Raw genomic sequence first — 24,617 nt, 5'->3', positions numbered from 1 at the left:
GACAACGTCACAATATCACGGTGGCAAAACTGTGCTTGCTGACGTTGCCGTTGGTCTGTGGGACAATACCCGCCAGATTGAACGACAGTGAGATGGCATGACCCTGACCCCCGCGTTAAAGCAGCAGATTGGCGAATGGTATAAAGCGCTGCAACAGCAAATTCCTGATTTTGTCTCCCGTGCGCCGCAGCGTCAGATGATAGCCGAGGTAGCCAAAGCGCTGGCAGGGGACTACCCACGTCATCTGGTGATTGAAGCGCCGACGGGTGTGGGTAAAACCCTGTCGTATCTGATCCCCGGCATTGCCGTTGGCCGCGCTGAGCTGAAAACGCTGGTGGTCAGCACCGCCAACGTGGCGTTGCAGGATCAGATCTTCAACAAAGATTTGCCGCTGTTGCGCCAGTTCATTCCTGAGCTGACATTCACGGCGGCGTTTGGTCGTGGGCGCTATGTGTGCCCGCGCAATCTGGCGGCGATGGCGACCGAGGCGTCAGCACAGGGCGATTTGATGCTGTTTATGGATGACCACTTGCCATCCAGCCGTGAAGAGCAAACCACCAGCGCTCGGTTGCAACAGGCATTGCAAAGCTACGCCTGGGATGGGTTGCGCGACCACTGTCAGGAGTCTATCGGCGATGCGCTGTGGCAGCGCATCAGTACTGATAAAGCCAACTGTCTGGGGCGTAATTGCCATTATTACCGCGAGTGCCCGTTCTTTCTCGCCCGCCGGGAAATTGAAGACGCCGATGTGGTGGTGACGAACCATGCGCTGGTGATGGCGGCGATGGAGAGCGATTCCGTATTACCGCAAGCAAAGAACATGTTACTGGTGCTGGATGAAGGTCATCATGTGCCGGATGTGGCACGCGATGCGCTGGAAATGTCTGGCGAGGTGACGGTCAGCGCGGTGCAACATCAGATGGACCAATTGATTCAGCAGGTAGGGATGTGTCTGGCGCAGTTTCCGCCCAAGTCGTCACCCCGACTGATGCAACCGGATAGGCTGGGTGAGCATTGCGGTGAAATCCGTGAACAGTTGCAATTGTTCGATCGCCTGAGCAGCCTGTTTCTGCCTGCAGCCCAACCCGATGCCGACTACCGTTTCCCGATGGGGGAATTGCCAGACGAGATGCGCGAGTGCTGCAATCGGTTATTCAAACTGACGGATAGCCTGCGCGGTCTGGCGGAGTATCTGTTAAACGACCTGGCGGAAAAAACCGGTAAGCATGACGTCGTGAAGTTACACCAGGCAATGCTGCGTATCAGCCGACTCAACGGCTATTGGGAGGCACAAAGCAAGCTATGGCGACTGGCGGCGCTGGAGAAATCCTCTAACGCGCCGGTGTCGAAATGGTTGCAGCGGGAACGGCGTGACAACCAGTTACACCTCTATTTCCACTGCGCGGGCATTCGCGTGTGCGACCAGTTGGACCGATTACTGTGGCGTAATTTGTCGCATGTGGTGATCACCTCGGCGACATTGCGCTCGCTCAACAGCTTTTCTCGCCTGAAAGAGCTATCCGGGTTGGATGAAGACGAGGGCGATACCTTTATTGCGCTGGATTCACCGTTCAATCACCGAGAGCAGGGGAAGCTGGTGATCCCGCAGATGCGTCATGAACCGTTGATTGCGCAGGAAGCGGAACATATCGCCGAGATGGCGCGCTTTTTTCGCGCAGAACTGCAGCGCGACGCGCATAAAGGCATGCTGATGTTGTTTGCCAGCCAGCGTGCCATGCAGCAATTTCTGACCGAGGTGCCGGACTTGCGGCTGATGTTGCTGGTGCAGGGCGACCAACCGCGTTACCGGCTGGTGGAATTGCACCGCCAGCGGGTACAGCAAGGGCAGACCAGCGTATTGATTGGCTTGCAGTCCTTCGCCGAAGGGTTAGATCTCAAGGGCGAATTGCTCTCACAGGTACACATCCACAAGATTGCCTTTCCGCCGATCGACAGCCCGCTCATCCTGACGGAAGGCGAGTGGCTGAAAAGTCTCAAACGTCACCCCTTTGTGGTGCAAAGCCTGCCCAGTGCGTCCTTTAGCCTGATCCAACAAGTCGGACGATTGATCCGTAGCCATGATTGTTTTGGTGAAATCGTCATCTACGACCGTCGCCTGTTGACCAAAGGCTACGGTGCTCAGTTACTGGCGGCGCTACCCGTCTTTCCTATCGAACAGCGTGCGATGCCTGATGAGATGCCTGATGATAAGTAGCTCGCGGTTTCAAGGTGGGCTATCAACCGCATCAACAGTAAACGATAACCGCTGATCTGCTTTCCTTGCTGCTCCCGTCGGGGGCAGCAACGGTGATTTCACGCTTCCCCTAAGACTCATTCATGCTATGTTTCCAGTGTGTTATCCCACATAACCGGGGCTACCTACTCGCCCGTTTGAGGGCACCGTTTAACCATCGCCTTACCAGTGAGAGCAGATCATGGATTACACCCACATCATTAAAGAGGTTGGTCGCGGCAAAAATCATGCGCGCGATCTGAACCAGGACACGGCGTATCAGCTGTATGGTCATATACTCAATGATCAAGTACCGGAGCTGGAGTTGGGTGGGCTGCTGATTGCATTTCGCATTAAAGGCGAGTCTGAAGCCGAAATGCGGGGCTTTTATCAGGCGATGCGCGAACAGACGCTACGTCTGTCCGTACCGGCTAACAGGCCGATGCCGGTGGTGATCCCCAGCTATAACGGCGCACGCAAACAAGCTAATTTGACACCATTACTGGCGTTGTTGCTGCACCGCCTGGGGCTGCCGGTGGTGGTGCACGGTGTGAGCCACGACCCAACCCGCGTGACCAGCGAGGCGATTTTTCGTGAGCTGGGCCTGATGCCGGTGAGTGATGCGCCGTCGGCACAGCAACGGCTTGATGAAGGTGAGCCGGTGTTTATGCCGGTGTCGCTGCTGTGTCCTGCCATCGAGCGTCAGTTGGATTTGCGCTGGCGCATGGGGGTGCGTAATAGCGCGCATACGCTGGCCAAGCTGGCTACGCCGTTTGATGAAGGCGCGGCGTTGCGTCTGGCAAGCGTGTCGCACCCGGAATACGTCGGCCGGGTGGGTACCTTTTTTCAGGACATCAATGGCCGTGCGTTATTGATGCACGGCACGGAAGGCGAGGTGTACGCTAACCCACAGCGCTGCCCGGAAATGTATTTTATCCGTGAACAGCGCAACGATCTTTTGCAGGTCCGTCAGGATATCGCCGTCGATCGCTCAGCACTGCCTGCTGATAAAGACGCGGTGACGACGGCTCGCTGGACGCAAGCCTGTCTGGCGGGGGAACAACCGATACCGCAAGCGATTCGGCTGCAACTGGCGTGCTGTCTGGTAGGAACCGGCGAAGCCGCGTCGATGGAGCAGGCGGTGTCGACAGTACGAAAACGACTGGGTTGAACATAACGATTAACGATAAGGAACAACCACATGCAACAGGCTAAGGCGTATTTTGACGCCCTGAACCGCGATTATCTGGTGGTACATCAAACGAAAGAAGATCTTTTCTGGCAGTGTTACATGGGGACCGGTGACGAGACCGTGGCTACCCGCTTTTCCGAAGCGGAGAGTGCCTGGAAACGCTTTATTGCACAATCCTCACGGCTGGCCGAATTGCGCCAACACATGGCGACGGTTGAAGCTGAGGCTGCCAGTGAAGCGCGTGACGCGCTGCTGCACGGTTTACGCGGCTGGTATCGCTTTTTTGACTGCAATGTGATTGAAGACCCGAAGGCGCAGGCGCTGATGGATGAGTTGATTGCCGCTGAGCATGCGTTGTTCGCTCGTCGCAAAACCTATCAGCCTATGCATATCGACGAGCAAGGAGAGCTGGTTGCCGCGTCGCTTGGCGAGTTGCTGACCAACCAGGCTACCAATGATAACGAGGCGCATCGCCGTAGCTCACAACAGGCGCTGCGTGATTTGGAACAGTGGCTGGTCAACCACGGGTTTCCGGAACTGGTCAGCCTGCGTAACCGCTTTGCTCGTCAGATGGGGTATCGCAACTACTTTGACTACAAGGTCAACAAGACCGAGCGCATGACGCCGGAGCAGTTATTCGCCATTCTTGACCGCTTCGAAGAACAGACTCGTGAGGCCAACCTGCGTAGTCTGCGTCAACTGGCGGCGGAAAAAGGCGAGGACGCATTAACACCGTGGAACGTGCGCTATGCCAGTACCGGCGACGTGACCCGGCAGATGGACCCGTACTTTCCATTTTCAGCATCGTTGTCCCGCTGGGTCGATAGCTTCAAACGTCTGCATATTGGCTTTCGTGGGGCACAACTGCAGCTCGATTTGCTGGTACGCAAAGGGAAATATGAAAACGGTTTTATGCACCAGCCCGTGCCACCGTTTGTCGACGAAGGCCGGTGGTTGCCTGCGCGCATCAACTTCACCAGTCTGGCGCAGCCCGATCAGGTAGGCAGTGGTGCCAACGGTATCAACACGTTGTTCCATGAAGGGGGCCATGCGGCGCATTTCGCCAATATCTGCCAGAATGCGCCGTGTTTTGCCCAGGAGTTTCCGCCGACGTCGATGGCCTACGCCGAAACGCAGTCGATGTTTTGTGACAGCCTGTTGCAGGATGCCGACTGGCTCAAGCGCTATGCCTGTAACGCGCAAGGCGAGGTGATCCCCGATGCGTTGATTCAGGCCGATATCCGCGCCCGCCAGCCGATGCGGGCGTTCAACGAACGCCACATTTTGCTGGTGCCGTATTTCGAATGGCAGTTGTACTGCATGGATGACGAGGCGCGCACGCCCGAGGCGATTTTGCAGCTGGCCCGCGAGACTGAACAACGCATTCTCGGCATCAGCGGCAGTCCGCGCCCGACGATGGCGATCCCCCATTTGTTGTCGATGGAGTCAGCCTGCTCCTATCAAGGCTACCTGCTGGCGACGATGGCGGTAGAGCAAACGCGGCATTTCTTCCGTCAGCGTGATGGCTATTTGACAGATAACCCGGCGATTGGTCCGGATTTGACGCGCCATTATTGGCAACCCGGCAATAGCCTGAGCCACGATGAAACACTACGCAGCCTGACGGGCGAAGGATTCAATCCAGACTATCTGGCTCATGAGTGCAACCTGACGGTTGAGCAGGTGTGGCAGCAGGCACAGGCCACCATCGCCGCGGCGATGGCGCGCCCGCAACCCGCGGCAGATTTCCCCCTCAACGCCCATATCCAGGTAGTGGATGGTGATACGGTGCTGGCAGACAATCAGGATGGCGATGACGTCATGTGCCAGGCATTCGCCCGTGTGATTGAGGAAACCTATCTGCTTCATGCCTGAGTACGTACAAGCGCTGTGGCGAACCACAGCGCCTGTCTCACTCACTGTCTCTTGTGTTCCCATAACCCTTTTATATCGCTAAACCGGTGCGGCTCTCTCGCGCCATCACAAACCCCTGCCTATACTGGTCTGGTGGTTATTTGCAATCAATTTGCAATGAAAGTGCCTGTTATTAAAAAAGTTTCACTGAACTGTCATCAGCAGCGCTTAGGCTGATGCTGTTTCTGTCTTTGACGATAATCCGTGACAATAAAAAAGGACATATCATGCGCTATTCTTACGTGTTTATGGCGGTAGTTTGCTCACTGGCGACAGCCCAGGCGCAAGCCGCTTCCCGTAGTGACACCCAGTTGCCGCAGATAAGCCTGCTGCAAACGACCACCGAGGCCAGCAATAGTGCGCCGGTGATTGAAATGCAGCAACGGGTGCAGCAGTACCTGCAAAAAGCCTTACAGGGAACCGCGCCAAAGCTGACTCGCGCCGTGCTGGATAAAGCGCCGGATCAGGGGGAACCGCAGGGTGATATGAAATGGCTGAAAGCCACCGGTTACGCGTTCAACCCGAAGGACCAGCAGCAGGCCAGCGTGAAATTGCTGGAAGGGTTCAGAACCCTGCCAGCCGAGGTGTTAGCGAAAAACCTGGCGACCGTTGAGCGCATTAATCTGGAAGCGACGCTGCCATTGCGGCAGAAAGCGCTGATTGACGCTGAAAATACCCGCTATCTGTATGCGCTGGCAGAAGCGCTGGGGCCGAAATTGGGCAAGGCGTTTCTTGCTGTCTACCAGAAAGGTGAAATCGGCAAAGCGGCTGCGTTGATTAAAGCCACTAACGTCAGTACCTCTGCGGCGAAAAACGCGTTTAACTACCCGCGTCCGTTCAAACACGAGGGTAACAGCATCCATCTGGTGCCGGATACCGCTGTCGTGGCGGACAATGCGCTTTACACGGCGTCGGGTGGTTCATTCCCGAGCGGGCATACCAATGGCGGCTATAACGATGCACTGCTATTGGCGCAGATGCTGCCAGAGCGTTTTGTACCGCTCCTCGACCGTGCCGCCACCTACGGATATTCCCGTCTGGTGTTGGGGGTACATTACCCGCTGGATGTCATCGGTGGACGCATGACCGCCGAGCGTAGCGTGGCGCATTTCCTCAATGATCCGAAATACCGCGTGTTGTTCAACGAGGCGAAAGCCCAGTTGCGGGCCGCGCTGGAAAAGGCCTGTGGCACGACAGTAGCGGAATGTGCCAAACCGCAGGGTAAAAACGACCCTTACACCGACCCGGCAATGAAGTCATTCTACCGTTACACCATGACGTACAACCTGCCGATGGCGAAGGTGAAAGCCCAGTCGGTCAAGGTGCCGGAAGGCGCTGAGGTGTTGCTGGAAGGGCCATTGCCTCAATTGAGCGCGGCACAACGTCGTGCCTTGATGGTAAAAACCGCCATTGCTGACGGTTATCCGTTGTCCGCCGGTGGGCCGGATGCCAATTTCTGGCAGCGCCTGAACCTGCATGATGCAGTGGAAGCCGCGAAGAAATAAAGAATTCCCTCTTCACTGAGGGAAATCATGGTGAGCGATGAAGAGAGGCGAGATTCACGCCTCTCTTTTTTGTGGCTATACCCAACTGCAATGGTATAACCAACTGCAACGGGGGCGACTAGCGCGCAATACTCACGTTATCAAAACTGACTTTCCCATTATTGTGGCGTGACGAGAGTGCCAGCCCGACGTACAGCGTATCGTTCATGTTTTGATTGATGACTTTATTGAGCGTAGTCCAGCTCTGCCCATCGCTGGATACCTCAGAGATAAAGGCGTTGCCATCACGGGTTAATCGTAACCAGGTCGGCTGACTGCCATTCTCGGATTTGGCAAACCGTCCCCGACTGCCCGTGGCACTGGCCTCTTTACTGCGCCATTGCGACATCGCGCCGGATGAGGCGATATAGCCAGTCAGCATGTAAGCACTGCTGTCGGATAGGGTATTACGCATCATCACACCGGCTTTGGCGTAAGGGTCGCTATAGCGCAGGTCTATCAATCGTGCGGTAATGCTGCCGTCGCCTTTCAGTTTTTGATACACAAAATGGACACTGTCAGACTCTGCCCACATATCGCCGTTATGCGCTTGTAGCGCAATCACGTCGTGATCTTCGCTGGCGGAGCCGGGCGTGTCGGTTTTCCCGATATCCTGCTGCGTCCAGTTGCTGCTGAGTGGGGCGGCGGGCGGTGTGGTGACCGTGACCACGTTGGAGTAGGCAGAATCTCCGGCTTGATTGTAGGCTTTGACCCGAAAGGCGTAAGTCGTGTTGGGCTCCAGCGTCCCGACTTCGATGGAGGTGGCGTTCGGCCCCAGCGATTTGGCACTGGTATAGACTGCACCAGCATCATAGTGATGGGGCGTAGTGTCGTAGGATCCTTCGCCGAAAGTACCCGCATACGAATATTCAACGACGAAGCCACGCTCGTTGTCCGAGCTATCATTCCAGTCCAATTGCACCACCGAGCTGGAAATAACGCCTGCTGTCAGGCTATCGGGCGAGGCGGGGGGCTTATCTGCGCCGGTATAGGGATCCAACGAGATACCGTCGCGTAGCGTGGTGGCGTTAATGCGATAGCGCGTTGCCGCCAGCCGGTTATTCACGTCGGCTAGCGTCAGTGGCGTGATGCTGATGTCATAATCCACCGGGCCTTCGCGCTGAGTGAGTGTCGCTGTGCCGTCCAGATAGAAAATCTCGTTGAGCCACAGGCTGGGCATGATTTCACCGTTACCAGCCGGTGCACCAACGGAGAAAGGCACCAGCGGGTTGCCAGTGCTGGTCTGGATACCGGCGTTCCACACCGCAGAGCGACCGGGTGCGCCGTCAAGGGGGTAATCCGGCGCGTAACGGCCGGTTAACGCCACTTTTTTGATGAAACCCTGCGAGGTCGTCACCAATGGCGCATTGTCTGCCAGTAAAGTGCCGCCATGATTGAAATAGTTCAGTTCCCAGTGCATCAGAAAATACCCCTGGCCGGTCAAAGTCAGGTGCTCTCCAGCGTGTAATAACAGGTACTTTCCTTCTTTTGAGCCTTTAACCGGTTCAACGTACTTATTAGCTTCACCGTCGTTGTCGCCGACCAGCGTGACGCCACTGCTTGCTGGTCGCTGGTACAGGCCGTTGATCTTCGGATAGGACAGATCCTGATCGCCTTTATCGAATGCGGAATGATTGAGCGTGGAAGTACTGAGAGCGGAAGTACTGGATGAGGCGACGGTGTCAGCACTGCGTTGCGTATCGACCGTGGGCGGCGTGTCGTCCGCGAACCCATATGCGCTGAAAAACAATCCGCCCAGCAGGGCGCTGAATCGGCGTCGGGAAAGGCGAGAACGGGGAGTTTTCATGCGTACATCCTGGTGAACTGATAACGTATTGATTTAAAAGTGATATGAATAATGCGTGAGAAACGTTTCGTGCAGCGTATCGGAATCAGGAAAAAATGCCAAATCCGGTAGCATCAATCTCGGAATAGTCGGACATCGAGTGGTGATAATAACAGCAACGGGGAAGGGCAATCAGAAGGAGCCAGAAGCCAGTACTGACGGCAGCCTGGTCAAGGCCGCCGTCACTGTGCTATCAGGATACGTGTTGCAGGAACTCACGCAGACGATCGCTGGGCGGATTGGAAATCAACTCATCCGGGTGACCATCTTCAGCGATGCGGCCTTTATCGATGAAGATCAGGCGGGAGGCGACTTTCTGGGCGAATCCCACTTCATGGGTCACGATCACCATGGTCATGCCTTCTTCAGCCAGATCCTTCATTACGTTCAGGACTTCGTGACGCAGTTCTGGGTCCAGCGCCGAGGTGGGCTCATCAAACAGCATCAGTTTCGGTTTAACCGCCAATGCACGGGCGATAGCCACACGCTGCTGTTGACCGCCAGAGAGCTCGGAAGGGTAGTGGTGCGCACGTTCTGCCAGACCCACTTTACCCAATAGCTCGCGTGCCAGTTTTTCCGCGTCGGCTTTGCTGGCGCCACGTACCCGAATCGGACCAAAGGCCACGTTTTCGAGCGCGGTCAGGTGTGGAAACAGATAGAACTGCTGGAACACCATCCCCGCTTCCTGACGAATCAGTCGCTCGTCCACTTTCGGGCTGTTGACGGTCAGACCATCCACCACCAGCTCACCGCTGGTAATCTCTTCGAGCTTGTTGATGCAGCGCAGCAGGGTGGATTTGCCAGACCCTGACGGCCCGATAATCACCACGACTTCGCCCTGTTTAATTTGCAGGTTGATATCGTGCAGCACCTGCGTCTGGCCGTAGTGTTTCGATACGTTTTTAAATTCAATCATATAATTTTCAGTCTTGTTTCCAGCCAGCGTAAAACGGCACTCAACACCAGCGTTATCACCAGATAGATAATGGCGACTGCGCTCCAGATTTCCAGTGCGCGGAAGTTACCGGCAATGATTTCCTGTCCCTGGCGGGTCAGTTCTGCAACGCCGATGACGATAAATAACGAGGTGTCTTTAATGCTGATGATCCATTGGTTGCCCAGTGGCGGCAGCATGCGACGCAACGCCAGCGGCGCGATAACATGACGCAGTGTGTCACGACGGGACAACCCCAGCGCCAGACCCGCTTCAGTAAAGCCTTTGTGGATAGACAACACAGAGCCACGGGTGATTTCCGCGATATAAGCGCCCGAGTTGATCATAATGGTGACCACAGCCGCGCTAAACGGGTCGATACGTATCGACGTCAGCAGCATCGGCAGTGCGAAATAGATAAACATCACCTGTACGACAATCGGCGTACCGCGGATGATTTCGATAAATACCAGCGCGATACGGTTGGACAGCCAGCCGCCGTAAACACGGGCAAACCCTGCCAGTACGCCAATTATCAGCCCCCCCAGCAGACCCAGCACCGAAATCAGCAGGGTCATTTTCGCCCCTTCCAGCAGAAGCGGGATGGACGGCCAGATGGCACTCCAGTCAAACTGCATGAACATTCTCCAGCAATAATCATTCTGTAATAGCAAGGTGCCGAACGGTCTGGCCGACGGCACCCTAAATGCTATTAAGCGGATACGTTACTCAACCTGGTACGTCGTTAACCAGGTAACACGCCTGCTCAGCACGCGTGTTGTGTTCCCGCTTCTTATTTTGGGTCAGTACCGAACCATTTCTTGTAGATAGTGGCGTAGGTGCCGTTGTCACGCAGGGTTTTCAGCGCCGCGTTCACCTTGGTGCGCAGGTCGTCGCTGCCTTTCGGGAACGCGACACCATACTGCTGTGCTTTGATGGAATCGCCTACCGCTTTAAACTTGCCATTGCCTGCGGTTTTGATGAAGTAAAGGATATTCGGCGTGTCGTGCAGCACAGCATCGGCGCGGTTAGTGCCGAGTTCCAGATAGGCGTTGTCGATGTTCGGGAACTGACGCAGCTCTTTGGTTTTGATGTTGGCTTTCGCATAGTCGACAGAACCGGTGCCGCTCTTCACTGCCACGACTTTACCGGCCAGATCCTGCTCGCCTTTGATGTCCTGATTGTCGGCACGCACCATCACCAGCAGGCCGCTGTTGTAGTAACCGTCCGAGAAATCGATTGCGTGCTTACGCTCTTCAGTAATAGTGATGCCAGCCAACGCCAGATCCACATTGCGGGTTTGCAGTGCCGGGATGATCCCGCTGAAATCCATCGGTTTCAGGGTATAGGTCAGGTTCAGCTGTTTAGCGATGGCATCCCACAGGTCGATATCAAAACCGACATATTTGTCGCCTTGCTTGAATTCAAACGGTACGAATGCTGTATCAGTTGCTACGATGAGCGGCTTTTCGGCGGCCTGACCGGACAGGCTGAAGGCCAGCGCTAATGCGGCCAGTGAAGATTTAAATAACGATTTCATCAAAACGTCCTTCCTCTCGTTGGTTATATATTCCACTGTCTCACCGCACCTCACAGGTGTGTTGCACCCGCTCCGGCATGTCGGTATGACGCTGATGGCACGGCATCGGCTAGGGTCGCCCGCCGTGCTGCCGTTGACGGTGCGGCGGAGAAAACAGGGGGAGTCGTTGCCAAAACAGGACGGGTAGACCCGCTAATAATTATGGTGCTTCCATCAGAAACGCCTATGGAACGCGCTGCTATGAATAACTGAATTGTGCAGGGGACACAACCGTTGATTACGTTCAAAAGGTAATATTGCTAACAAGCGCTAATTTTTTGTACATTTTTTGGCTGCCATACATGCGCTTTGAGTAGTGATGCAAAAAAAATGCATATTATTTCATGGTGTCTGAGGGTGCCAGAATCGTGAAAAATGGGTAGAGAGAACAACGGTCAAGGGGAAGTGCTGATAACAATCGGGGAAACCCGGCGGCAGAGCCGCCGGCAGTGATTGATGAATTATTCGATGTTAGCTTCGATAAACCACAGGTACTGATCCAGATCGCGGGAGGCGGCGGTGAGCATGTCGGCGGTATCTTCGTCCTGCGCCTGGCCGATGGCTTTACGCACCGTATTGGCAACAATAGCATAGCGATCCGCCAATGCTTTCAGATGGTCTTGCACACTGTGGAGCGTTAGTGGGTAACTGGCTAACGCCGTATTCTGATGGATGACCTGCACTGTGCCGGTCGCCACGCCGCCCAATTGCACTACGCGTTCGGCGAAGGTATCCAGATGGGTCACCAGCGATGTGCGGAAGGTATCCAGCATTTCATGTACGGCAATGAAATTGGCTCCACGCATATTCCAGTGCGCCTGTTTGGTAATAAGCGACAGATCGGTAAAGTCCACGACCAGCTGGTTGAGCAGGGCGATGGTCGAGGCTTTAACGTTATCGTCCAGATCGTTACGGGTGAAAATAAGGTCAGCAGAGGCTGCTTTTACCAGTTTGGCTGTACGCATAGTGTTATCCTCTTTATTTCTTCTGTTGCTGATAATGAGTCTGGCTTTCAACGAAAAGAATTATAACAGTCGATATCAGTCGGGGATGCTCAGTTCGGTCTATTACAGGAATAGCTTCAGTCAGTGAGAAATAACGCGCTGTTGGCATGTTATTTATCGCTCACATCACTCGCTAAAAAAGCGAAAGAAGATCGGAGAAGGAGGGGGAATGATTTACGTTGCCAGCCTGATTGCGAAAACAAGAAGATTAACTTCACATTTAGTGCTATTGGAATAATCCACTGATTTTCTGAATGCGGTGGTTAATAACGCATCAGTGAAGAATGACACTTTCGATTGGAGGCAGTAAAGGCAATCAACGCACTATTTCCCAGCCGGATGACCGGTGGGAAATTATTTTTTAGCCAGAGTGATACCCAATGGTGAGTCAGTATTGCAGGGCAATACTGACAGCCGGTGTTTTAGGATGTGGCAGAGGCGCTACGTGTTTTTACGCTGAGCGTGGTGCCCAGAGACGCAATAATAATGAATGCCAGCGCCAGCCACTGAGTGAGGGTCAGGTGCTCATTCAAAAACAGTATGCCGGATAAGGCTGCTACCGCGGGCTCCATACTCATCAATGTGCTGAAGGTACGTGTCGGCAACCGGGTCAACGCCATCATTTCTAATGTGTAGGGTAAGGCGGTAGAGAGTACCGCCACGGCAATGCCGATGGGTAAGATGCTCATCGACAATAGGCTGTTGATATCGGAGAACAGCAACCCTATCGGACAATATACCAGCGCGGCGATAAGCGAGCCCATCGCGACAGTACCGGCACCGTGGCTGGCACCCGCTTTTTGGCCAAACAGGATGTAGCCTGCCCAACAGGCTCCTGCGCCCACGGCGAAAGCCGCACCGGTGAGATCGACATTATTGACGTGCTGACCGAGTGGCAACAGCAGCCACAGCCCGGCGGCGGCCAGCGCTATCCACACGAAATCTAACACCCGACGCGAGACCAGTATCGCTACCGCCAGCGGCCCGGTGAATTCCAGCGCTACCGCAATACCCAATGGCACGGTGCGCACCGCCAGATAAAACAGATAGTTCATGCCGCCCAGCGTGATGCCATAAATCAACAATGGCAACCGGTTAGAACCCGCGCGTCGCCGCCAGGGTTTGAACGCTATCAGTAAAATCAGCGAGCCTATCGCCAGACGCAGCACCGTCATGCCGGATGCGCCGATCAGTGGAAAGACCGTTTTGGCCAGCGCGGCCCCCGTCTGGATGGACAGCATGGCGATGATTAGCAGTAATACGGGCAACAGAACGGAGTTTTTTAATGCGGAAATCAAGGTCATTGCAGGGCCTTAACATTCAGTGGGGCAATCGGGGAAAAGCAGGCAATAAATGAACAAATTATTCTCGCGTAGTTTACTCTTGTTGACCTTAATTTACTCTCACTTTGAAAATCTTTTTTTTGATATAAAATCAGCCTGAAAATTAATCAAAAAATTAAGAAAACTCTGCATCAAAGAACGGCCCATTATTATTTTTTTTATGCCAAAATGAACTTTGTTTTTTGTTTTAAAACAGTTGATTAGCTTTGTTTTGAAAAATTTTGTTACATGATTGCCCTAATTGAAAAATAATAACCAGGCAGCATGTGCCCTAATTTTTTGTTATATTTACCTCGCTTAAATCTTCTTTGGTAAGATAAATTCGAGGCATATTATGAAAAAAATCGCGTGTCTTTCCGCTTTAGCTTGTGTTCTGGCTGTAAGCGCTGGTTCTGCTGTCGCTGGTGAAAGTACTGTTACTCTGGGTTATGCTCAGGGCGACGCTCAAGGTGAAATGAACAAATTGCCGGGCTTCAACCTGAAGTACCGTTACGAGTTCGATAATAGCCAACTGGGCGTGGTAGGTTCTTTCACCTACCTGCAGGATAGCCAGACCACCAACGGTGTTTACGATAAAGCACAGTACTATGGTTTCAGTGCCGGTCCGTCTTTCCGCTTCAATGACTGGGCAAGCATCTACGGTCTGGTGGGTGTGAGCGCAGGTAAGTTCACCGCTAATGCAACCAATGGCACTTCTAACAATAGCTATAGCGATGCTGGCTTTGTGTATGGTGCTGGGCTGCAGTTCAACCCGGTTCAGAACGTTGCCTTTGATGTTGGCTACGAACAGAGCCGCATCCGCAGCGTTGACGTAGGCAGCTGGAACGTTGGCGTAGGCTACCGTTTCTAATCGCACCCAGTGCGACAGGTGCGGTGTAACCACCGTACGCTTAACAATCCGCCCAACCGGGCGGATTTTTTATTGCTGTGGCAAACCGGCCAGTAATTTCTTGAGCAACACATTCAGCTGTTGCTGTTCTTCTGCATCCAGTGATGCCAGTAGTTGCCGTTCGTTATCAATATGCTGCGTCAGCAGTGCTTCGACCTGTTCCCGTCCTTTTTCTGTCAACCTCACCAGGGTGCCGCGTCGGTCTTGCGGGTTACTTTGACGCACGACCCATTGTGCCTGCTCCAGCCGATCGATACGGTTGGTCATACCGCCTGATGACATCATCAGCGCTTCGTACAGTTGCGTGGGCGTCAGTGCGTAAGGTGCACCGCTACGCCGCAAGGTGGCCAGTACATCAAATTCACCGGGACGCAGGCCAAACTGTGCAAACAGCGGGTTAAGATGATCCCGCTCCAGCCGCAACGAGGCTTCAAACAGCCGCCCTACCAGTTGCATCGGAAACGGATCAATATCCGGTCTTTCTCGTTGCCATTGCTTATATGCGTTATCTGCTCGATCAGTCATACGTATAATTTATCTTGACGTTAAGATTCTTTTTGTGAAGATATTCTATGGGTAAAATGTATCATTGCTCAAGTATCAGGAGCCACAGGGAGCGCTATGTCACACGCAATTCGTGCCAAATCACTATTTTTTGTCGTTATTACCGTCATGTTACTGGGACTTAACCTCCGGCCGGTGCTGGCCGGTATTGGGCCGTTGTTGTCACGGATTCAGGCGGATACCGGCATGGGGGATACGCAGGCGGGCTTGCTGACAACGCTACCGGTGTTCGCGATGGGGATTTGCGCCTTGTATGGCGGGTGGTTGCAGGCCCGGGTGGGTGAATACCGGGGGATCGGTGTCGGCATTGTCGGCATTGCGGTTGCCAGCCTGCTGCGTTGTTGGTTAACCGGTACCGCTGGGTTACTGCTGACCGCGGCGCTAGCGGGTATCGGTATTGCGTTGATTCAGGCATTGATGCCGTCGTTTTTGCGTCGTAGCTTCAGTCAACAAAGCAGTCGCATGATGGGGTTGTACACCACGGCGATTATGGCGGGTGCCGCACTGGCCGCAGCCAGTGTCTCTCCGCTGGCGGATGTGATGGATTGGGACGGTGCGCTGGCAATCTGGGGCGGTCTGGCGACGCTGGCTGCCGTGGCCTGGATGATCACTGTATCGATCAACCCAATGCCAAATAAAGCACCGCACACGAAAGCCGTTACCACATTGTCGCGTAGCCGGGCGTGGGCGTTGATGATCTTTTTTGGTATCGGCACTGCCGCTTACACGCTGGTGCTGGCCTGGTTGCCGCCTTACTACACCCAGCTTGGCTGGAGTTCGGCCCATAGTGGCCTGCTCCTGGGCGGGCTGACGCTGACAGAAGTGGTGGCCGGGTTGCTGGTGTCGTGGCTCATCAACCATGTTCCTGACCGGCGCTATCTGTTGCTGCCGGTATTGCTGTTGCTGTTGCTGGGCATGGCTGGCCTGATACTGGCACCGCTGACGCTGGTGCTACCGATTATGGTGGCGCTGGGGTTGGGGATTGGCGCGTTGTTTCCACTGTCGCTGATTATCGCGCTGGATCAGGTAGACGACCCGCGTCAGGCCGGGGCGCTGATGGGCTTTGTGCAAGGCGGAGGTTATCTGATAGCCAGCCTGATGCCGCTGCTGGCAGGATTTATCCGGCAACACACCAGCGGGCTGAATCAAGCCTGGCTTATCATGGCGGCGGGTGTTGTCGTCTTGATCCTGATGGCACTGCGTTTTGGCCCACGTCATCCGGTTCCGGCATCAGCCTAACGGCGTGAAAACGCCAACTGCGGTGTCAGGAACAGATTACGGAAATATTCCCGTACTGCCTGCATGGCCGGGGTAAACTCGGCGTCACGATACCAGGCCAGCCCAACGCTCATGGGGTGAACTTTATCTTTTAGTGAACGGGTTTCGATACGCCGCCCCTCAAGTGACCAGGGGCGGTACACCAGATCAGACAGTATCGCCACACCTAACCCATTCGCCACCATACTGCGCACCGCTTCCACCGAGCTGGTGCGTAGCATCACCTTCGGGCGATGTCCGCTTGATTCCCAGTAACGCATCGCACTGTGGTCCGCCTCATCGACGGTCAGCATGATAAAAGGCTCGTCAGCGACATCCGCCAGGCTCACTTCCGCTTTATCACACAAAGGATGTCGACTGGGCAGCCATAAACGTCGTTCGGAATTAAACAGGGTTTCTGAGGTAATTTCCGGGTGCGTGAGGTTAGCCGTCAGCACTAACGACAGATCCAACGAACGGTCCAGTAACCCCAGTTCGATATCCTGCCGCTCACGTTCATTGAGGTGCAGGGTGACATGAGGGAAACCGTCAGACAGCCGTTGCAGGTGAAAGGGCAGGAAGTAGCCCATGACCGTGTAGCTGGCGGCGATATTCAGTGAACCACTGATCCGGTTGTCCGTTAATGGGATGTTCATGGCGTCGTTCACACTGCGCAGCACTGCATAAGCGTGATTCAGGAAGTAACTGCCGTTTTCCGTCAGCGTCATACCGTGTACCGAGCGCAGGAACAGCGGCTTACCCAGCAGGTTTTCCAGCTCCTGAATCGCGGTCGTAACCGCCGACTGCGAAATGTTGAGATGAATCGCCGCCTGTGAGATTTGGCCCATCTCGGCGGTGGCGATGAAGTAGCGGATCTGACGCAATGTGACCATGACCGTTTCCTTATCGATGAGCGTTCTGTTTTTCAGATAGTGAGTGTTCTGAAAATACGTCTTTCCGAATGGAAAATTGTAGTTCTATATTATTTTTAAACAAAACCATCACAAATAAGAAATAACTATGAAATATGAAATCGATCTGAATTCCGATATGGGCGAAAACTTCGGTCCCTGGAAAATAGGCGATAACGTTGACCAGGAGATTATGCCTTATATCAGTTCGGCCAATATTGCCGCTGGATTTCACGCAGGCGATCCTTCAACGATATGTCAGACCATCGAATGGGCTAAAGCGTGTGGTGTGGCGGTGGGTGCCCATCCCGGATTTCGCGATCTGGTTGGTTTTGGTCGTCGGCATATTCATAGCCAGCCGCAGGAAGTGGTCAATGACATTCTGTATCAGCTTGGGGCGGTGCGGGAATTTACCCGACTGCATCAATTACCGTTACAGCATGTGAAACCACACGGCGCGTTGTATATGCATCTGGCCCGCGATCAGGTTGCCGCGCAACAGTTTGTGGAAGCGTTACACCGGCTGGACCCGGAATTGCGGTTATTTTGCCTGCACGGTTCGTTGGTATGGCAGGAAGCGAAAAAGCTGCAACATCCTGTTATTTGTGAGTTTTATGGTGACAGGGAATACGACATCAGCGGTTCTATCGTGTTTACTCGCCGGGTCGGTACGCTAGACCCAACGGCAGTGGCAGCGAAGGTCGTGCGCGCGTGTGTTGAGGGCAAGGTCACGACGGTTGACGGTGAGGATATCGCTGTCGAGTTTGATTCTATCTGTATTCATAGTGATACCCCCGGTGCGTTGTCATTAATTAAGGCCACGCGAGAAGCATTGAATGACGCCAATATCCACGTGCGCTCGCCATTGAAAAATAGTTTCAATCATCGGTAATCAATCAATAAATATAAGGGTTAAAGATAATGAAAACATATGAAGTGTGTTCCCCTTTGCCGGGTATTTTCTATCGGCAGCCTGCCCCGGACACCCCGGTGTTTATTGAAGAGAATACCCCAGTGACGGCGAATAGCGTTATTGGCCTGGTCGAAGTAATGAAGCAGTTCAGTGAAATTTATGCGGAGCAGGCCGGGGTAGTAGTCTCGTTTTGTGTGAATAACGGTGATGCGCTGGAACCGGGGCAGGTTATAGCCATCATAAAAATCGATGAATAACGGTAAATCTACCCTATAACCTCATTATTACGTCATCAGGAGGACCACAACGATGCGTCAGCCGATCAAAAAATTGCTTATCGCTAACCGTGGGGAGATTGCCGTACGCATTATTCATGCCGCACGCAGTCTGGGGATCACCTCGGTCGCTGCCTGCAGCGAAGCCGACATCGATTCATTGCCCGCGCGTCTGGCGGATGAAACGGTATTGTTGGGGCCGGCGCGCGCTGATCAAAGTTACCTGAATCAGGCTGCGTTGCTCAAGGCCGCTCAGGATTGCGGTGCCGATGCAGTCCACCCGGGATACGGTTTTCTGTCGGAGAATGCGGCATTTGCCGACGCGGTGGAAAAAGCGGGGCTGGTGTTCGTTGGCCCGACGGCGGACACCATTCGCCTGATGGGGGACAAGGCTGCCGCACGGCGCACAGCACAGGCTGCTGGGGTACCGGTCGTTCCCGGTTCCGGGGTGCTGTCATCATTGGAGGCGGCGTTGCAGGCGGCGACGGAGATTGGCTATCCATTGTTGATTAAGGCTGCCGCCGGTGGCGGTGGGCGCGGCATTCGGGTGGTAAATAACGAGGATGACCTGAAACGGGAATTACCGATCGCCCAAAGTGAAGCGAAAGCGGCATTTGGATGTGGCGATGTCTATCTGGAGCTGTTTATTCGTCATGCCCGCCACATTGAAGTGCAAATTCTGGGGGATGGCGAACGGGCGGTGCATTTGTATGAGCGTGAATGCTCGCTGCAACGCCGACGTCAGAAAGTTTTTGAGGAAGCGCCTTCATCGGCGTTATCACCAGAACAGCGTGACGCGCTGTGCCGTAGCGCATTGCAGCTGGCACAGCAGTTGCGCTATCGCAGCGCCGGTACGCTGGAATACCTGTTCGATACCGAGCGAGAGCAGTTCTATTTTATCGAAATGAATACCCGCATTCAGGTCGAACACCCGGTTACCGAGCGGGTAACCGGCGTTGATCTGGTGCAGTGGATGTTGCGTATCGCCAGTGGTGAACCCCTTGCGCTGCGTCAGGAAGAGATTGCCTTACGCGGGCATGCCTGCGAAATGCGAATTAACGCGGAAGACCCAGCGCGCAATTTCTTTCCTTGCCCCGGCGTGGTGACCTCGCTGACCTGGCCGCAAGGCCCCGGTATTCGTATCGACAGCCATGTGTTCAGTGGTTACCGGATTCCACCGTATTACGACTCACTGCTGGCGAAAGTGGTGGTATCAGGGGCGGATCGCTCACAAGCGCTGGCCCGTGCTGAACAGGCGCTGCGCCAGCTACGGATCGATGGGATAACGACCACGCAATCGTTACACCAGTGGCTGCTGGCTGACCCCCGCGTGCGGGCTGGGCGCTTTGATACCACTTCGCTGGAAAACTGGCTACAGGCGCGGGAAGCCGACGCGCTACCGCTGAGCAGGGAGGCCTGAGATGACGTTCCCTGAAATCAGGTACACCTTTGGTGGCGATGAGCACTTGTTTGCTGAAATTGACGAAGCGATGTCGTTGGGGGCGTTCTTCCGTGGGCTGGCGATGACCCGGGCGCTCGAACAGCAGGCGTTGCCCGGCGTATTGGATATTTGCCTTGCTAACGCATCGTTTCAGGTACGTTTTAACCCGGACCTCATCGCACCGCAGGCGCTGCTGGAACAGGTGCGACAAACCGAGAGTCAGGCGCAAACGATGACGGTGCTCGACACACGCATCATCGAAATTCCAGTGCTGTACAACGACCCCTGGACACACGAGACCCTGATGCGGTTTCGCGATCGCCATCAGGACCCCAGCGCTACTGATCTGGAGTACGCCGCTCGTATCAACGGTTATCAGGATGTGGCGGCGTTTATTGCCGCGCACAGCGGTACACCGTGGTTTGTATCGATGGTGGGGTTCGTGGCGGGATTACCGTTCATGTTCCAAATGGCAGAGCAGGCACAACAGCTTCAGGTACCGAAGTACCTGCGTCCGCGTACTGATACCCCCAAACTGTCGCTGGGGCATGGTGGCTGTTTCGGCTGCATCTACTCGGTACGTGGGGCTGGTGGCTACCAGTTATTTGGCGTGACGCCAGCACCGATTTACGACCCGGAGCAGCGGCTGGACTATTTACAATCGTCGATGGTGTTTTTCCGTGCGGGCGACATCGTGCAGTTCAAGCCCATTGATCTGGCTCGTTACGAACAAGACGTGCAGGCGGTGGAAGCGGGCAGCTTCAGCCTGCGTATTCGCCCGGTCACGTTTGAGCTGGATAAATTCCTCGCCGACCCGGTGGGTTATAAACACTATCTTCAGGGGGTGCTGTATGCAGCGCAATAGTGGTCCACTATCGGGTGGGCGAGTCAACGTTATCCGGCCAGGGCTTGCCACCTCGGTACAGGATACCGGGCGCGAAGGGTATTACCATCTCGGTATCCCGCCGTCCGGTGGGTTAGACCAGTATTCACTGCGGTTGGCAAACCTGCTGGTGGGAAATCCGGCACAGGCAGCCGTGCTGGAAATGACGTTGCTGGGGCCGGAATTACAGTTTGAAGACGATGCGGTGGTGGCGGTGTGTGGCGCGCGCATGTCGCCGTTGCTGGATGGCGACGCGATGCCGATGAATACCTCGTTTGCAGTGCGGGCCGGTCAGGTGTTGCGATTTGCACCGACGACGGCAGGCTGTCGTGCCTATCTGGCGGTAGCCGGGGGAATTGCGGTACCTGAGGTGTTGGACAGCCGTTCGACCTATGCGCTGGGTGCACTGGGCGGTTATCAGGGGCGGCGGCTGGCGGCCAACGATGTCTTACCGATAGGGGTACCGACCCGTCAGGTGAACCCCGGTGTGACGGTGCCTGCAGATTGCCTTCAGCCGCTGGATAAGCAGGTGACGCTGCGCATGGTCACTGGCTTGTATATTCATCGGCTGACACCCGCTGCCGTCGAGCAGTTCTTCGCTGATAACTGGCGGGTTGGCACCGAGGCGGATCGTATTGGTTATCGCCTGAAAGGTGGCGCACCGCTAGCGTTTGAGCCGCGCACACCGCCCTTTGGTGCCGGATCAGACCCATCTAATATCGTTGATGCTTGTTACCCCATCGGTTCGGTACAAGTACCGGGCGGGCTGGAGCCGATTATTTTGTTGCGAGACGCGGTATCCGGCGGAGGGTACATGACGTTGGGCACGGTGATCAGCAGTGATCTGGACCTCATCGGGCAGTTACAACCCCATTACGGCGTTCGCTTTACGCCGGTATCGCTGGAGGAGGCGTTGCTTGCCCGCCAGCACTATCGCCACCGCCTTGAGCGGCTGGAACATCTGTTAGCGCACTGATTTCAGACAGCCCCGCCAACTCTCACCCCCGCGCCAACGCCAGGGCAACGGTGGCGGCGGGGCATGTCTGATTATACCGAATGCATCATTGACCGCGCGGTATTCCTGCCACGGCGGGTGCGTTCGGCCTGAAAACCTGCGACAGCAGGTTCATTAACGTTAACTTTATTAACGTCAACAACGATACATCAATGACAGGTCTGTGGAGGGTGTATGGCTGAAATATCCGGAGTACAAGGGGAGGTGGTGACGCCTGCCGATACGGTGTCTGGCGCAGAGCGCATGGGCAAACTCTCGCTGACCATGGCCTGGTGGGCGGTGTGCAGCGCTATTTTTTACATTGTGGTCGGTGCATCGCTGGCGCTGAATTACGGTGCGCGCAATGCCATCATCGGCATGGTGCTCTCCGTGGTGTGTTACGGTGTGATCAACGCGGTGATTAGCCGTTTTGCCATTCGCAGCGGCCTGTCGGTGGCGGCGTTTTCCGGCCAGTTGTTCGGTCAGGCGGGGTCAGCATTGGCGACGCTGATTTTTTTCTCTACCGCGATTTATTACGCCGTGTTTGAAGGCTCGGTGATCGCGTTTGCTATCAATCACCTGTTTCCCGCGCTGGATTATCGCTGGGCGGCGTTACTGGTGGTGCTCTACAGCGTACCGTTGATCTTCGGTAGTGTGCAGCACTGGCTGGATAAATTCAATGGCGTACTGTTGCCGTTTTATCTGTTAGGTCTGGCGCTGACGGTCGCGGTGTCTATCCAGCATTATGGCTATCAGCCGCAATGGTTGTCGTTTGGCCCGGTGTCACCGCCTGCCAATGGTTGGTGGAACTGTTTTACCTACTATATGGGGGTGTGGATCCTGATGATGTACACCTTTGATTACGCCCGGTTCGGCCGTCAGGAAGACAGTCAGTATCATGCGCGCATTAACTTCGGTATGCCGTTCTATCTGATCACCTTCCTGCTCAATGGTGCGGTGGGTATCTATCTGGTCAGTAGTTTTGCCCAGCAAAATGGCGTCAGTGAAACCGCCGTCGTGGTTAATATCCTTAATCTGCTCGGTTTCTGGGGATTACTGTTTGTGTGGGTGACACAAACACGTATCAATACCGCCAACTATTATTTGGCTACCGTCAACATGCAGGTGTTTTTTGACCGACTGTTTCGATTGCGCCATCGCAAGATTGTCTGGGCCTGTGTGGTAGGCGCGGTGGTATATGGCCTGATGCTGGCAGATGTTTTTGCCTATATTTTGCAGGCGCTGGCCTATCAAGGGGTGTTTGTGGTGGCGTGGGTTGGTGTGGCGCTGGCGCATATTCTTGGTCACCGCACGCTACCGGCCGCGACGGCGATACGTGCATTTAATCCGACCGGCCTTATCGCCTGGCTGCTGAGCGTGATTGCCGGGGTCGCGTTGATGCATGGCAGCGCGCTGTTACAGTCATTTTCCGCGCCAGTGACCTTTGTGGTGGCGCTGGCGCTCTATCGGGTATTGCCGGATAGCCATCGCGTTCGGGGATAGTCGCCGCGCTTAAGCATAGCTGTAACGCCTCAATCGCGTAAGCCAGGAAATCGAGTAAACCAAGTGTACCGGGGCAGGGATGCCCACACCTTTCTATTGGTCGATTTCCTATTGGTCGATTTCTTGAGTAATCCCCTTGAAAAAATCGGATACGGATCTATATGAAGGAGTGAAAGCAAGACAATGCTGTTGCCTTGCGGTTTGCACTTTTGAATGTGTATCACGATATATTCAGGAGGTTAACCATGGCATTCAAAACGGTGTCTTTATTTCCGGCGTTTACCGACTCACTGTTCTCTGATCGTTTCAACCGTATCGACAGGCTTTTCAGCCAGTTGACGGGGGATACGCCGCTTAGCGCGACACCATCCTACGATATCCGTCGTCTTGACGACACCCATTACGGCATTACGGTGAGTGTACCGGGCTGGCGCGAAGAGGAATTGGAGATCAATACACAGGGTGGTCAGCTCACCATTAGCGGCAAACGCAGTGAAGACGTACCGGAAACGTCGCAACATCAGGAAGGCTGGCTCTACCGCGGGATCAATCGCACGGATTTCAGCATCAGTTATTCGCTACCGGAGCATGTCAAGGTAGAAGGCGCCCACCTGGAAAACGGGTTGCTGACCGTTAACCTTCGGCAGGATATTCCTGAAAGCGAAAAACCGAAGAAGATCGCCATTGAAAACCGTAATCCTCAAGCGTCTAAGGCGCTTGAGCACGCCCATTAAGCGGTGTGTGTCACCATCGTTACACTGTGTAGCCCCGAGAATATCGGGGCTTTTTATTTTTCAATCATTCGTGATGTTGCCGTGTGTTTTGCGGGCGGTTTTGAGAAAAACAGCGCGCCTCCTGTTTTTGCGTGGATTTTCTGTTAGATATAGCAATAGCCGCCGGATGAAGATGGCGGAAAGGGCGGACGTGTGACGTGCCGAATAGCAAACCGATAACCGAACATCATCAATATGGCCTTACTGATAAAAGCGGCGCTGGGCGCACTCGTGGTGGTTTTGATTGGCCTGCTGGCCAAAACCCGTAATTACTATATTGCCGGGCTGGTGCCACTGTTTCCGACCTTTGCGTTGATTGCGCATTACATCGTGGGAACGGAGCGTGGTGTGGAAGCACTGCGCGCCACAATTCTGTTCGGTATTTGGGCGGTGATCCCTTATCTGGTGTACCTGATATCGCTCTATTACTTTACCGGTGTGATGCGCCTGCCCCCTGCGCTGTTACTGGCGGTGGTGTGCTGGGGTTTTTCGGCGGCGGTATTGGTCAAAGTCTGGAGTGTCTATCATGCTGGATAACCCCACATGTTGGACAAACCCACATGTTGGACAAACCCACATGTTGGACAAACCCACATGTTGGACAAACCCACATGTTGGATAAACC

At 54.5% G+C, this 24,617-nt stretch carries 22 protein-coding genes; 14 read left to right on the top strand and 8 right to left on the bottom strand.

Features of this window, described 5'->3' with window-relative positions:
* Positions 1-97: 97 nt before the first annotated feature.
* The 4 genes from dinG (at position 98) to FAZ14_RS14450 (ending at position 6,844) form a co-directional block, all read left to right on the top strand.
* Complete coding sequence (gene dinG, locus FAZ14_RS14465; RefSeq protein ID WP_153508753.1) at positions 98-2,215, top strand: ATP-dependent DNA helicase DinG; 2,118 nt, start codon at positions 98-100, stop codon at positions 2,213-2,215.
* A 220-nt stretch (positions 2,216-2,435) separates the two neighbouring features.
* Positions 2,436-3,404 carry a DNA-binding protein YbiB gene (ybiB, locus tag FAZ14_RS14460; RefSeq protein ID WP_153508752.1) on the top strand — a complete coding sequence of 323 codons (969 nt, stop codon included), beginning with the start codon at positions 2,436-2,438 and terminating at the stop codon, positions 3,402-3,404.
* Positions 3,405-3,434: 30 nt separating this feature from the next.
* A complete protein-coding gene (locus FAZ14_RS14455) occupies positions 3,435-5,300 on the top strand; it encodes a M3 family metallopeptidase (RefSeq protein WP_153508751.1) in 1,866 nt (621 codons plus the stop codon).
* A 266-nt stretch (positions 5,301-5,566) separates the two neighbouring features.
* Positions 5,567-6,844 carry an acid phosphatase gene (locus tag FAZ14_RS14450; RefSeq protein ID WP_153508750.1) on the top strand — a complete coding sequence of 426 codons (1,278 nt, stop codon included), beginning with the start codon at positions 5,567-5,569 and terminating at the stop codon, positions 6,842-6,844.
* Between the two features lie 118 nt (positions 6,845-6,962).
* Here the strand turns inward: FAZ14_RS14450 and FAZ14_RS14445 are convergent, their stop codons facing one another.
* From FAZ14_RS14445 to rhtA, 6 genes are all read right to left on the bottom strand, one after another.
* Entirely contained in the window at positions 6,963-8,690 is a 1,728-nt protein-coding gene (locus tag FAZ14_RS14445; protein WP_153508749.1) for a fibronectin type III domain-containing protein, read from the bottom strand.
* A 232-nt stretch (positions 8,691-8,922) separates the two neighbouring features.
* On the bottom strand, positions 8,923-9,645 hold the full coding sequence (gene glnQ / locus FAZ14_RS14440; protein WP_012885098.1) for a glutamine ABC transporter ATP-binding protein GlnQ: 723 nt from the start codon (positions 9,643-9,645) through the stop codon (positions 8,923-8,925).
* Entirely contained in the window at positions 9,642-10,301 is a 660-nt protein-coding gene (gene glnP / locus FAZ14_RS14435; RefSeq protein WP_012885097.1) for a glutamine ABC transporter permease GlnP, read from the bottom strand. The genes glnQ and glnP overlap by 4 nt, the downstream gene beginning before the upstream one ends.
* A 155-nt stretch (positions 10,302-10,456) precedes the next feature.
* Positions 10,457-11,203 (bottom strand): glutamine ABC transporter substrate-binding protein GlnH, encoded by a 747-nt coding sequence (gene glnH, locus FAZ14_RS14430; RefSeq protein ID WP_038926342.1) that lies wholly within the window; start codon positions 11,201-11,203, stop codon positions 10,457-10,459.
* Positions 11,204-11,703: 500 nt separating this feature from the next.
* Positions 11,704-12,207: a DNA starvation/stationary phase protection protein Dps gene (gene dps, locus FAZ14_RS14425; RefSeq protein ID WP_016942586.1), complete on the bottom strand. Its 504-nt coding sequence runs from the start codon at positions 12,205-12,207 to the stop codon at positions 11,704-11,706.
* Positions 12,208-12,668: 461 nt separating this feature from the next.
* A complete protein-coding gene (gene rhtA, locus FAZ14_RS14420; RefSeq protein ID WP_038926341.1) occupies positions 12,669-13,550 on the bottom strand; it encodes a threonine/homoserine exporter RhtA in 882 nt (293 codons plus the stop codon).
* Positions 13,551-13,923: 373 nt separating this feature from the next.
* Here rhtA and ompX point away from each other — a divergent pair, with 373 nt between their 5' ends.
* Positions 13,924-14,439: an outer membrane protein OmpX gene (gene ompX / locus FAZ14_RS14415; RefSeq protein ID WP_016942584.1), complete on the top strand. Its 516-nt coding sequence runs from the start codon at positions 13,924-13,926 to the stop codon at positions 14,437-14,439.
* A 69-nt stretch (positions 14,440-14,508) separates the two neighbouring features.
* On the opposite strand, the gene FAZ14_RS14410 is transcribed toward ompX, so the two are convergent.
* The gene (locus tag FAZ14_RS14410; protein WP_016942583.1) at positions 14,509-15,003 is read right to left on the bottom strand and encodes a MarR family winged helix-turn-helix transcriptional regulator; all 495 of its coding nucleotides are present in this window, start codon (positions 15,001-15,003) and stop codon (positions 14,509-14,511) included.
* A 96-nt stretch (positions 15,004-15,099) separates the two neighbouring features.
* Between FAZ14_RS14410 and FAZ14_RS14405 the strand changes: the two genes are divergently transcribed.
* Entirely contained in the window at positions 15,100-16,281 is a 1,182-nt protein-coding gene (locus FAZ14_RS14405) for an MFS transporter (RefSeq protein WP_153508748.1), read from the top strand.
* Here FAZ14_RS14405 and FAZ14_RS14400 read toward each other — a convergent pair.
* Complete coding sequence (locus FAZ14_RS14400; protein WP_016942582.1) at positions 16,278-17,192, bottom strand: LysR family transcriptional regulator; 915 nt, start codon at positions 17,190-17,192, stop codon at positions 16,278-16,280. The genes FAZ14_RS14405 and FAZ14_RS14400 overlap by 4 nt on opposite strands.
* A 127-nt stretch (positions 17,193-17,319) precedes the next feature.
* Between FAZ14_RS14400 and FAZ14_RS14395 the strand changes: the two genes are divergently transcribed.
* From FAZ14_RS14395 to FAZ14_RS14360, 8 genes are all read left to right on the top strand, one after another.
* Positions 17,320-18,102: a 5-oxoprolinase subunit PxpA gene (locus FAZ14_RS14395; RefSeq protein ID WP_153508747.1), complete on the top strand. Its 783-nt coding sequence runs from the start codon at positions 17,320-17,322 to the stop codon at positions 18,100-18,102.
* A gap of 29 nt (positions 18,103-18,131) precedes the next feature.
* Positions 18,132-18,380: an acetyl-CoA carboxylase gene (locus FAZ14_RS14390; RefSeq protein ID WP_038908287.1), complete on the top strand. Its 249-nt coding sequence runs from the start codon at positions 18,132-18,134 to the stop codon at positions 18,378-18,380.
* Between the two features lie 52 nt (positions 18,381-18,432).
* Positions 18,433-19,818, top strand: a complete 1,386-nt coding sequence (locus FAZ14_RS14385; RefSeq protein WP_153508746.1) for an acetyl-CoA carboxylase biotin carboxylase subunit — start codon at positions 18,433-18,435, stop codon at positions 19,816-19,818.
* A gap of 1 nt (position 19,819) precedes the next feature.
* Positions 19,820-20,704 carry a 5-oxoprolinase subunit B family protein gene (locus FAZ14_RS14380; RefSeq protein ID WP_019845610.1) on the top strand — a complete coding sequence of 295 codons (885 nt, stop codon included), beginning with the start codon at positions 19,820-19,822 and terminating at the stop codon, positions 20,702-20,704.
* Positions 20,691-21,698 carry a 5-oxoprolinase subunit C family protein gene (locus FAZ14_RS14375; protein WP_016942576.1) on the top strand — a complete coding sequence of 336 codons (1,008 nt, stop codon included), beginning with the start codon at positions 20,691-20,693 and terminating at the stop codon, positions 21,696-21,698. The genes FAZ14_RS14380 and FAZ14_RS14375 overlap by 14 nt, the downstream gene beginning before the upstream one ends.
* A gap of 213 nt (positions 21,699-21,911) precedes the next feature.
* Positions 21,912-23,219 carry a purine-cytosine permease family protein gene (locus FAZ14_RS14370; protein ID WP_153508745.1) on the top strand — a complete coding sequence of 436 codons (1,308 nt, stop codon included), beginning with the start codon at positions 21,912-21,914 and terminating at the stop codon, positions 23,217-23,219.
* Positions 23,220-23,464: 245 nt separating this feature from the next.
* Positions 23,465-23,953, top strand: coding sequence for an Hsp20 family protein (locus tag FAZ14_RS14365; protein ID WP_153508744.1), 489 nt, complete (start codon positions 23,465-23,467; stop codon positions 23,951-23,953).
* A 234-nt stretch (positions 23,954-24,187) separates the two neighbouring features.
* The gene (locus FAZ14_RS14360) at positions 24,188-24,529 is read left to right on the top strand and encodes a GlpM family protein (RefSeq protein WP_016942573.1); all 342 of its coding nucleotides are present in this window, start codon (positions 24,188-24,190) and stop codon (positions 24,527-24,529) included.
* The last annotated feature ends 88 nt before the right edge of the window (positions 24,530-24,617 follow it).

Origin of the sequence: Dickeya oryzae (genome assembly GCF_009372235.1) — a bacterium.
GTDB lineage: Bacteria > Pseudomonadota > Gammaproteobacteria > Enterobacterales > Enterobacteriaceae > Dickeya > Dickeya oryzae.
Note: the sequence above shows the minus strand (reverse complement) of the source record. Positions and strands in the feature narration are given on the sequence as shown.

What these genes read in the sequence shown, in the direction of transcription:
- dinG (WP_153508753.1), top strand. Translation starts at nt 98, where the DNA reads ATGACCCTGACCCCCGCGTTAAAGCAGCAGATTGGCGAATGGTATAAA.
- ybiB (WP_153508752.1), top strand. Translation starts at nt 2,436, where the DNA reads ATGGATTACACCCACATCATTAAAGAGGTTGGTCGCGGCAAAAATCAT.
- FAZ14_RS14455 (WP_153508751.1), top strand. Translation starts at nt 3,435, where the DNA reads ATGCAACAGGCTAAGGCGTATTTTGACGCCCTGAACCGCGATTATCTG.
- FAZ14_RS14450 (WP_153508750.1), top strand. Translation starts at nt 5,567, where the DNA reads ATGCGCTATTCTTACGTGTTTATGGCGGTAGTTTGCTCACTGGCGACA.
- FAZ14_RS14445 (WP_153508749.1), bottom strand. Translation starts at nt 8,690, where the DNA reads ATGAAAACTCCCCGTTCTCGCCTTTCCCGACGCCGATTCAGCGCCCTG.
- glnQ (WP_012885098.1), bottom strand. Translation starts at nt 9,645, where the DNA reads ATGATTGAATTTAAAAACGTATCGAAACACTACGGCCAGACGCAGGTG.
- glnP (WP_012885097.1), bottom strand. Translation starts at nt 10,301, where the DNA reads ATGCAGTTTGACTGGAGTGCCATCTGGCCGTCCATCCCGCTTCTGCTG.
- glnH (WP_038926342.1), bottom strand. Translation starts at nt 11,203, where the DNA reads ATGAAATCGTTATTTAAATCTTCACTGGCCGCATTAGCGCTGGCCTTC.
- dps (WP_016942586.1), bottom strand. Translation starts at nt 12,207, where the DNA reads ATGCGTACAGCCAAACTGGTAAAAGCAGCCTCTGCTGACCTTATTTTC.
- rhtA (WP_038926341.1), bottom strand. Translation starts at nt 13,550, where the DNA reads ATGACCTTGATTTCCGCATTAAAAAACTCCGTTCTGTTGCCCGTATTA.
- ompX (WP_016942584.1), top strand. Translation starts at nt 13,924, where the DNA reads ATGAAAAAAATCGCGTGTCTTTCCGCTTTAGCTTGTGTTCTGGCTGTA.
- FAZ14_RS14410 (WP_016942583.1), bottom strand. Translation starts at nt 15,003, where the DNA reads ATGACTGATCGAGCAGATAACGCATATAAGCAATGGCAACGAGAAAGA.
- FAZ14_RS14405 (WP_153508748.1), top strand. Translation starts at nt 15,100, where the DNA reads ATGTCACACGCAATTCGTGCCAAATCACTATTTTTTGTCGTTATTACC.
- FAZ14_RS14400 (WP_016942582.1), bottom strand. Translation starts at nt 17,192, where the DNA reads ATGGTCACATTGCGTCAGATCCGCTACTTCATCGCCACCGCCGAGATG.
- FAZ14_RS14395 (WP_153508747.1), top strand. Translation starts at nt 17,320, where the DNA reads ATGAAATATGAAATCGATCTGAATTCCGATATGGGCGAAAACTTCGGT.
- FAZ14_RS14390 (WP_038908287.1), top strand. Translation starts at nt 18,132, where the DNA reads ATGAAAACATATGAAGTGTGTTCCCCTTTGCCGGGTATTTTCTATCGG.
- FAZ14_RS14385 (WP_153508746.1), top strand. Translation starts at nt 18,433, where the DNA reads ATGCGTCAGCCGATCAAAAAATTGCTTATCGCTAACCGTGGGGAGATT.
- FAZ14_RS14380 (WP_019845610.1), top strand. Translation starts at nt 19,820, where the DNA reads ATGACGTTCCCTGAAATCAGGTACACCTTTGGTGGCGATGAGCACTTG.
- FAZ14_RS14375 (WP_016942576.1), top strand. Translation starts at nt 20,691, where the DNA reads ATGCAGCGCAATAGTGGTCCACTATCGGGTGGGCGAGTCAACGTTATC.
- FAZ14_RS14370 (WP_153508745.1), top strand. Translation starts at nt 21,912, where the DNA reads ATGGCTGAAATATCCGGAGTACAAGGGGAGGTGGTGACGCCTGCCGAT.
- FAZ14_RS14365 (WP_153508744.1), top strand. Translation starts at nt 23,465, where the DNA reads ATGGCATTCAAAACGGTGTCTTTATTTCCGGCGTTTACCGACTCACTG.
- FAZ14_RS14360 (WP_016942573.1), top strand. Translation starts at nt 24,188, where the DNA reads ATGGCCTTACTGATAAAAGCGGCGCTGGGCGCACTCGTGGTGGTTTTG.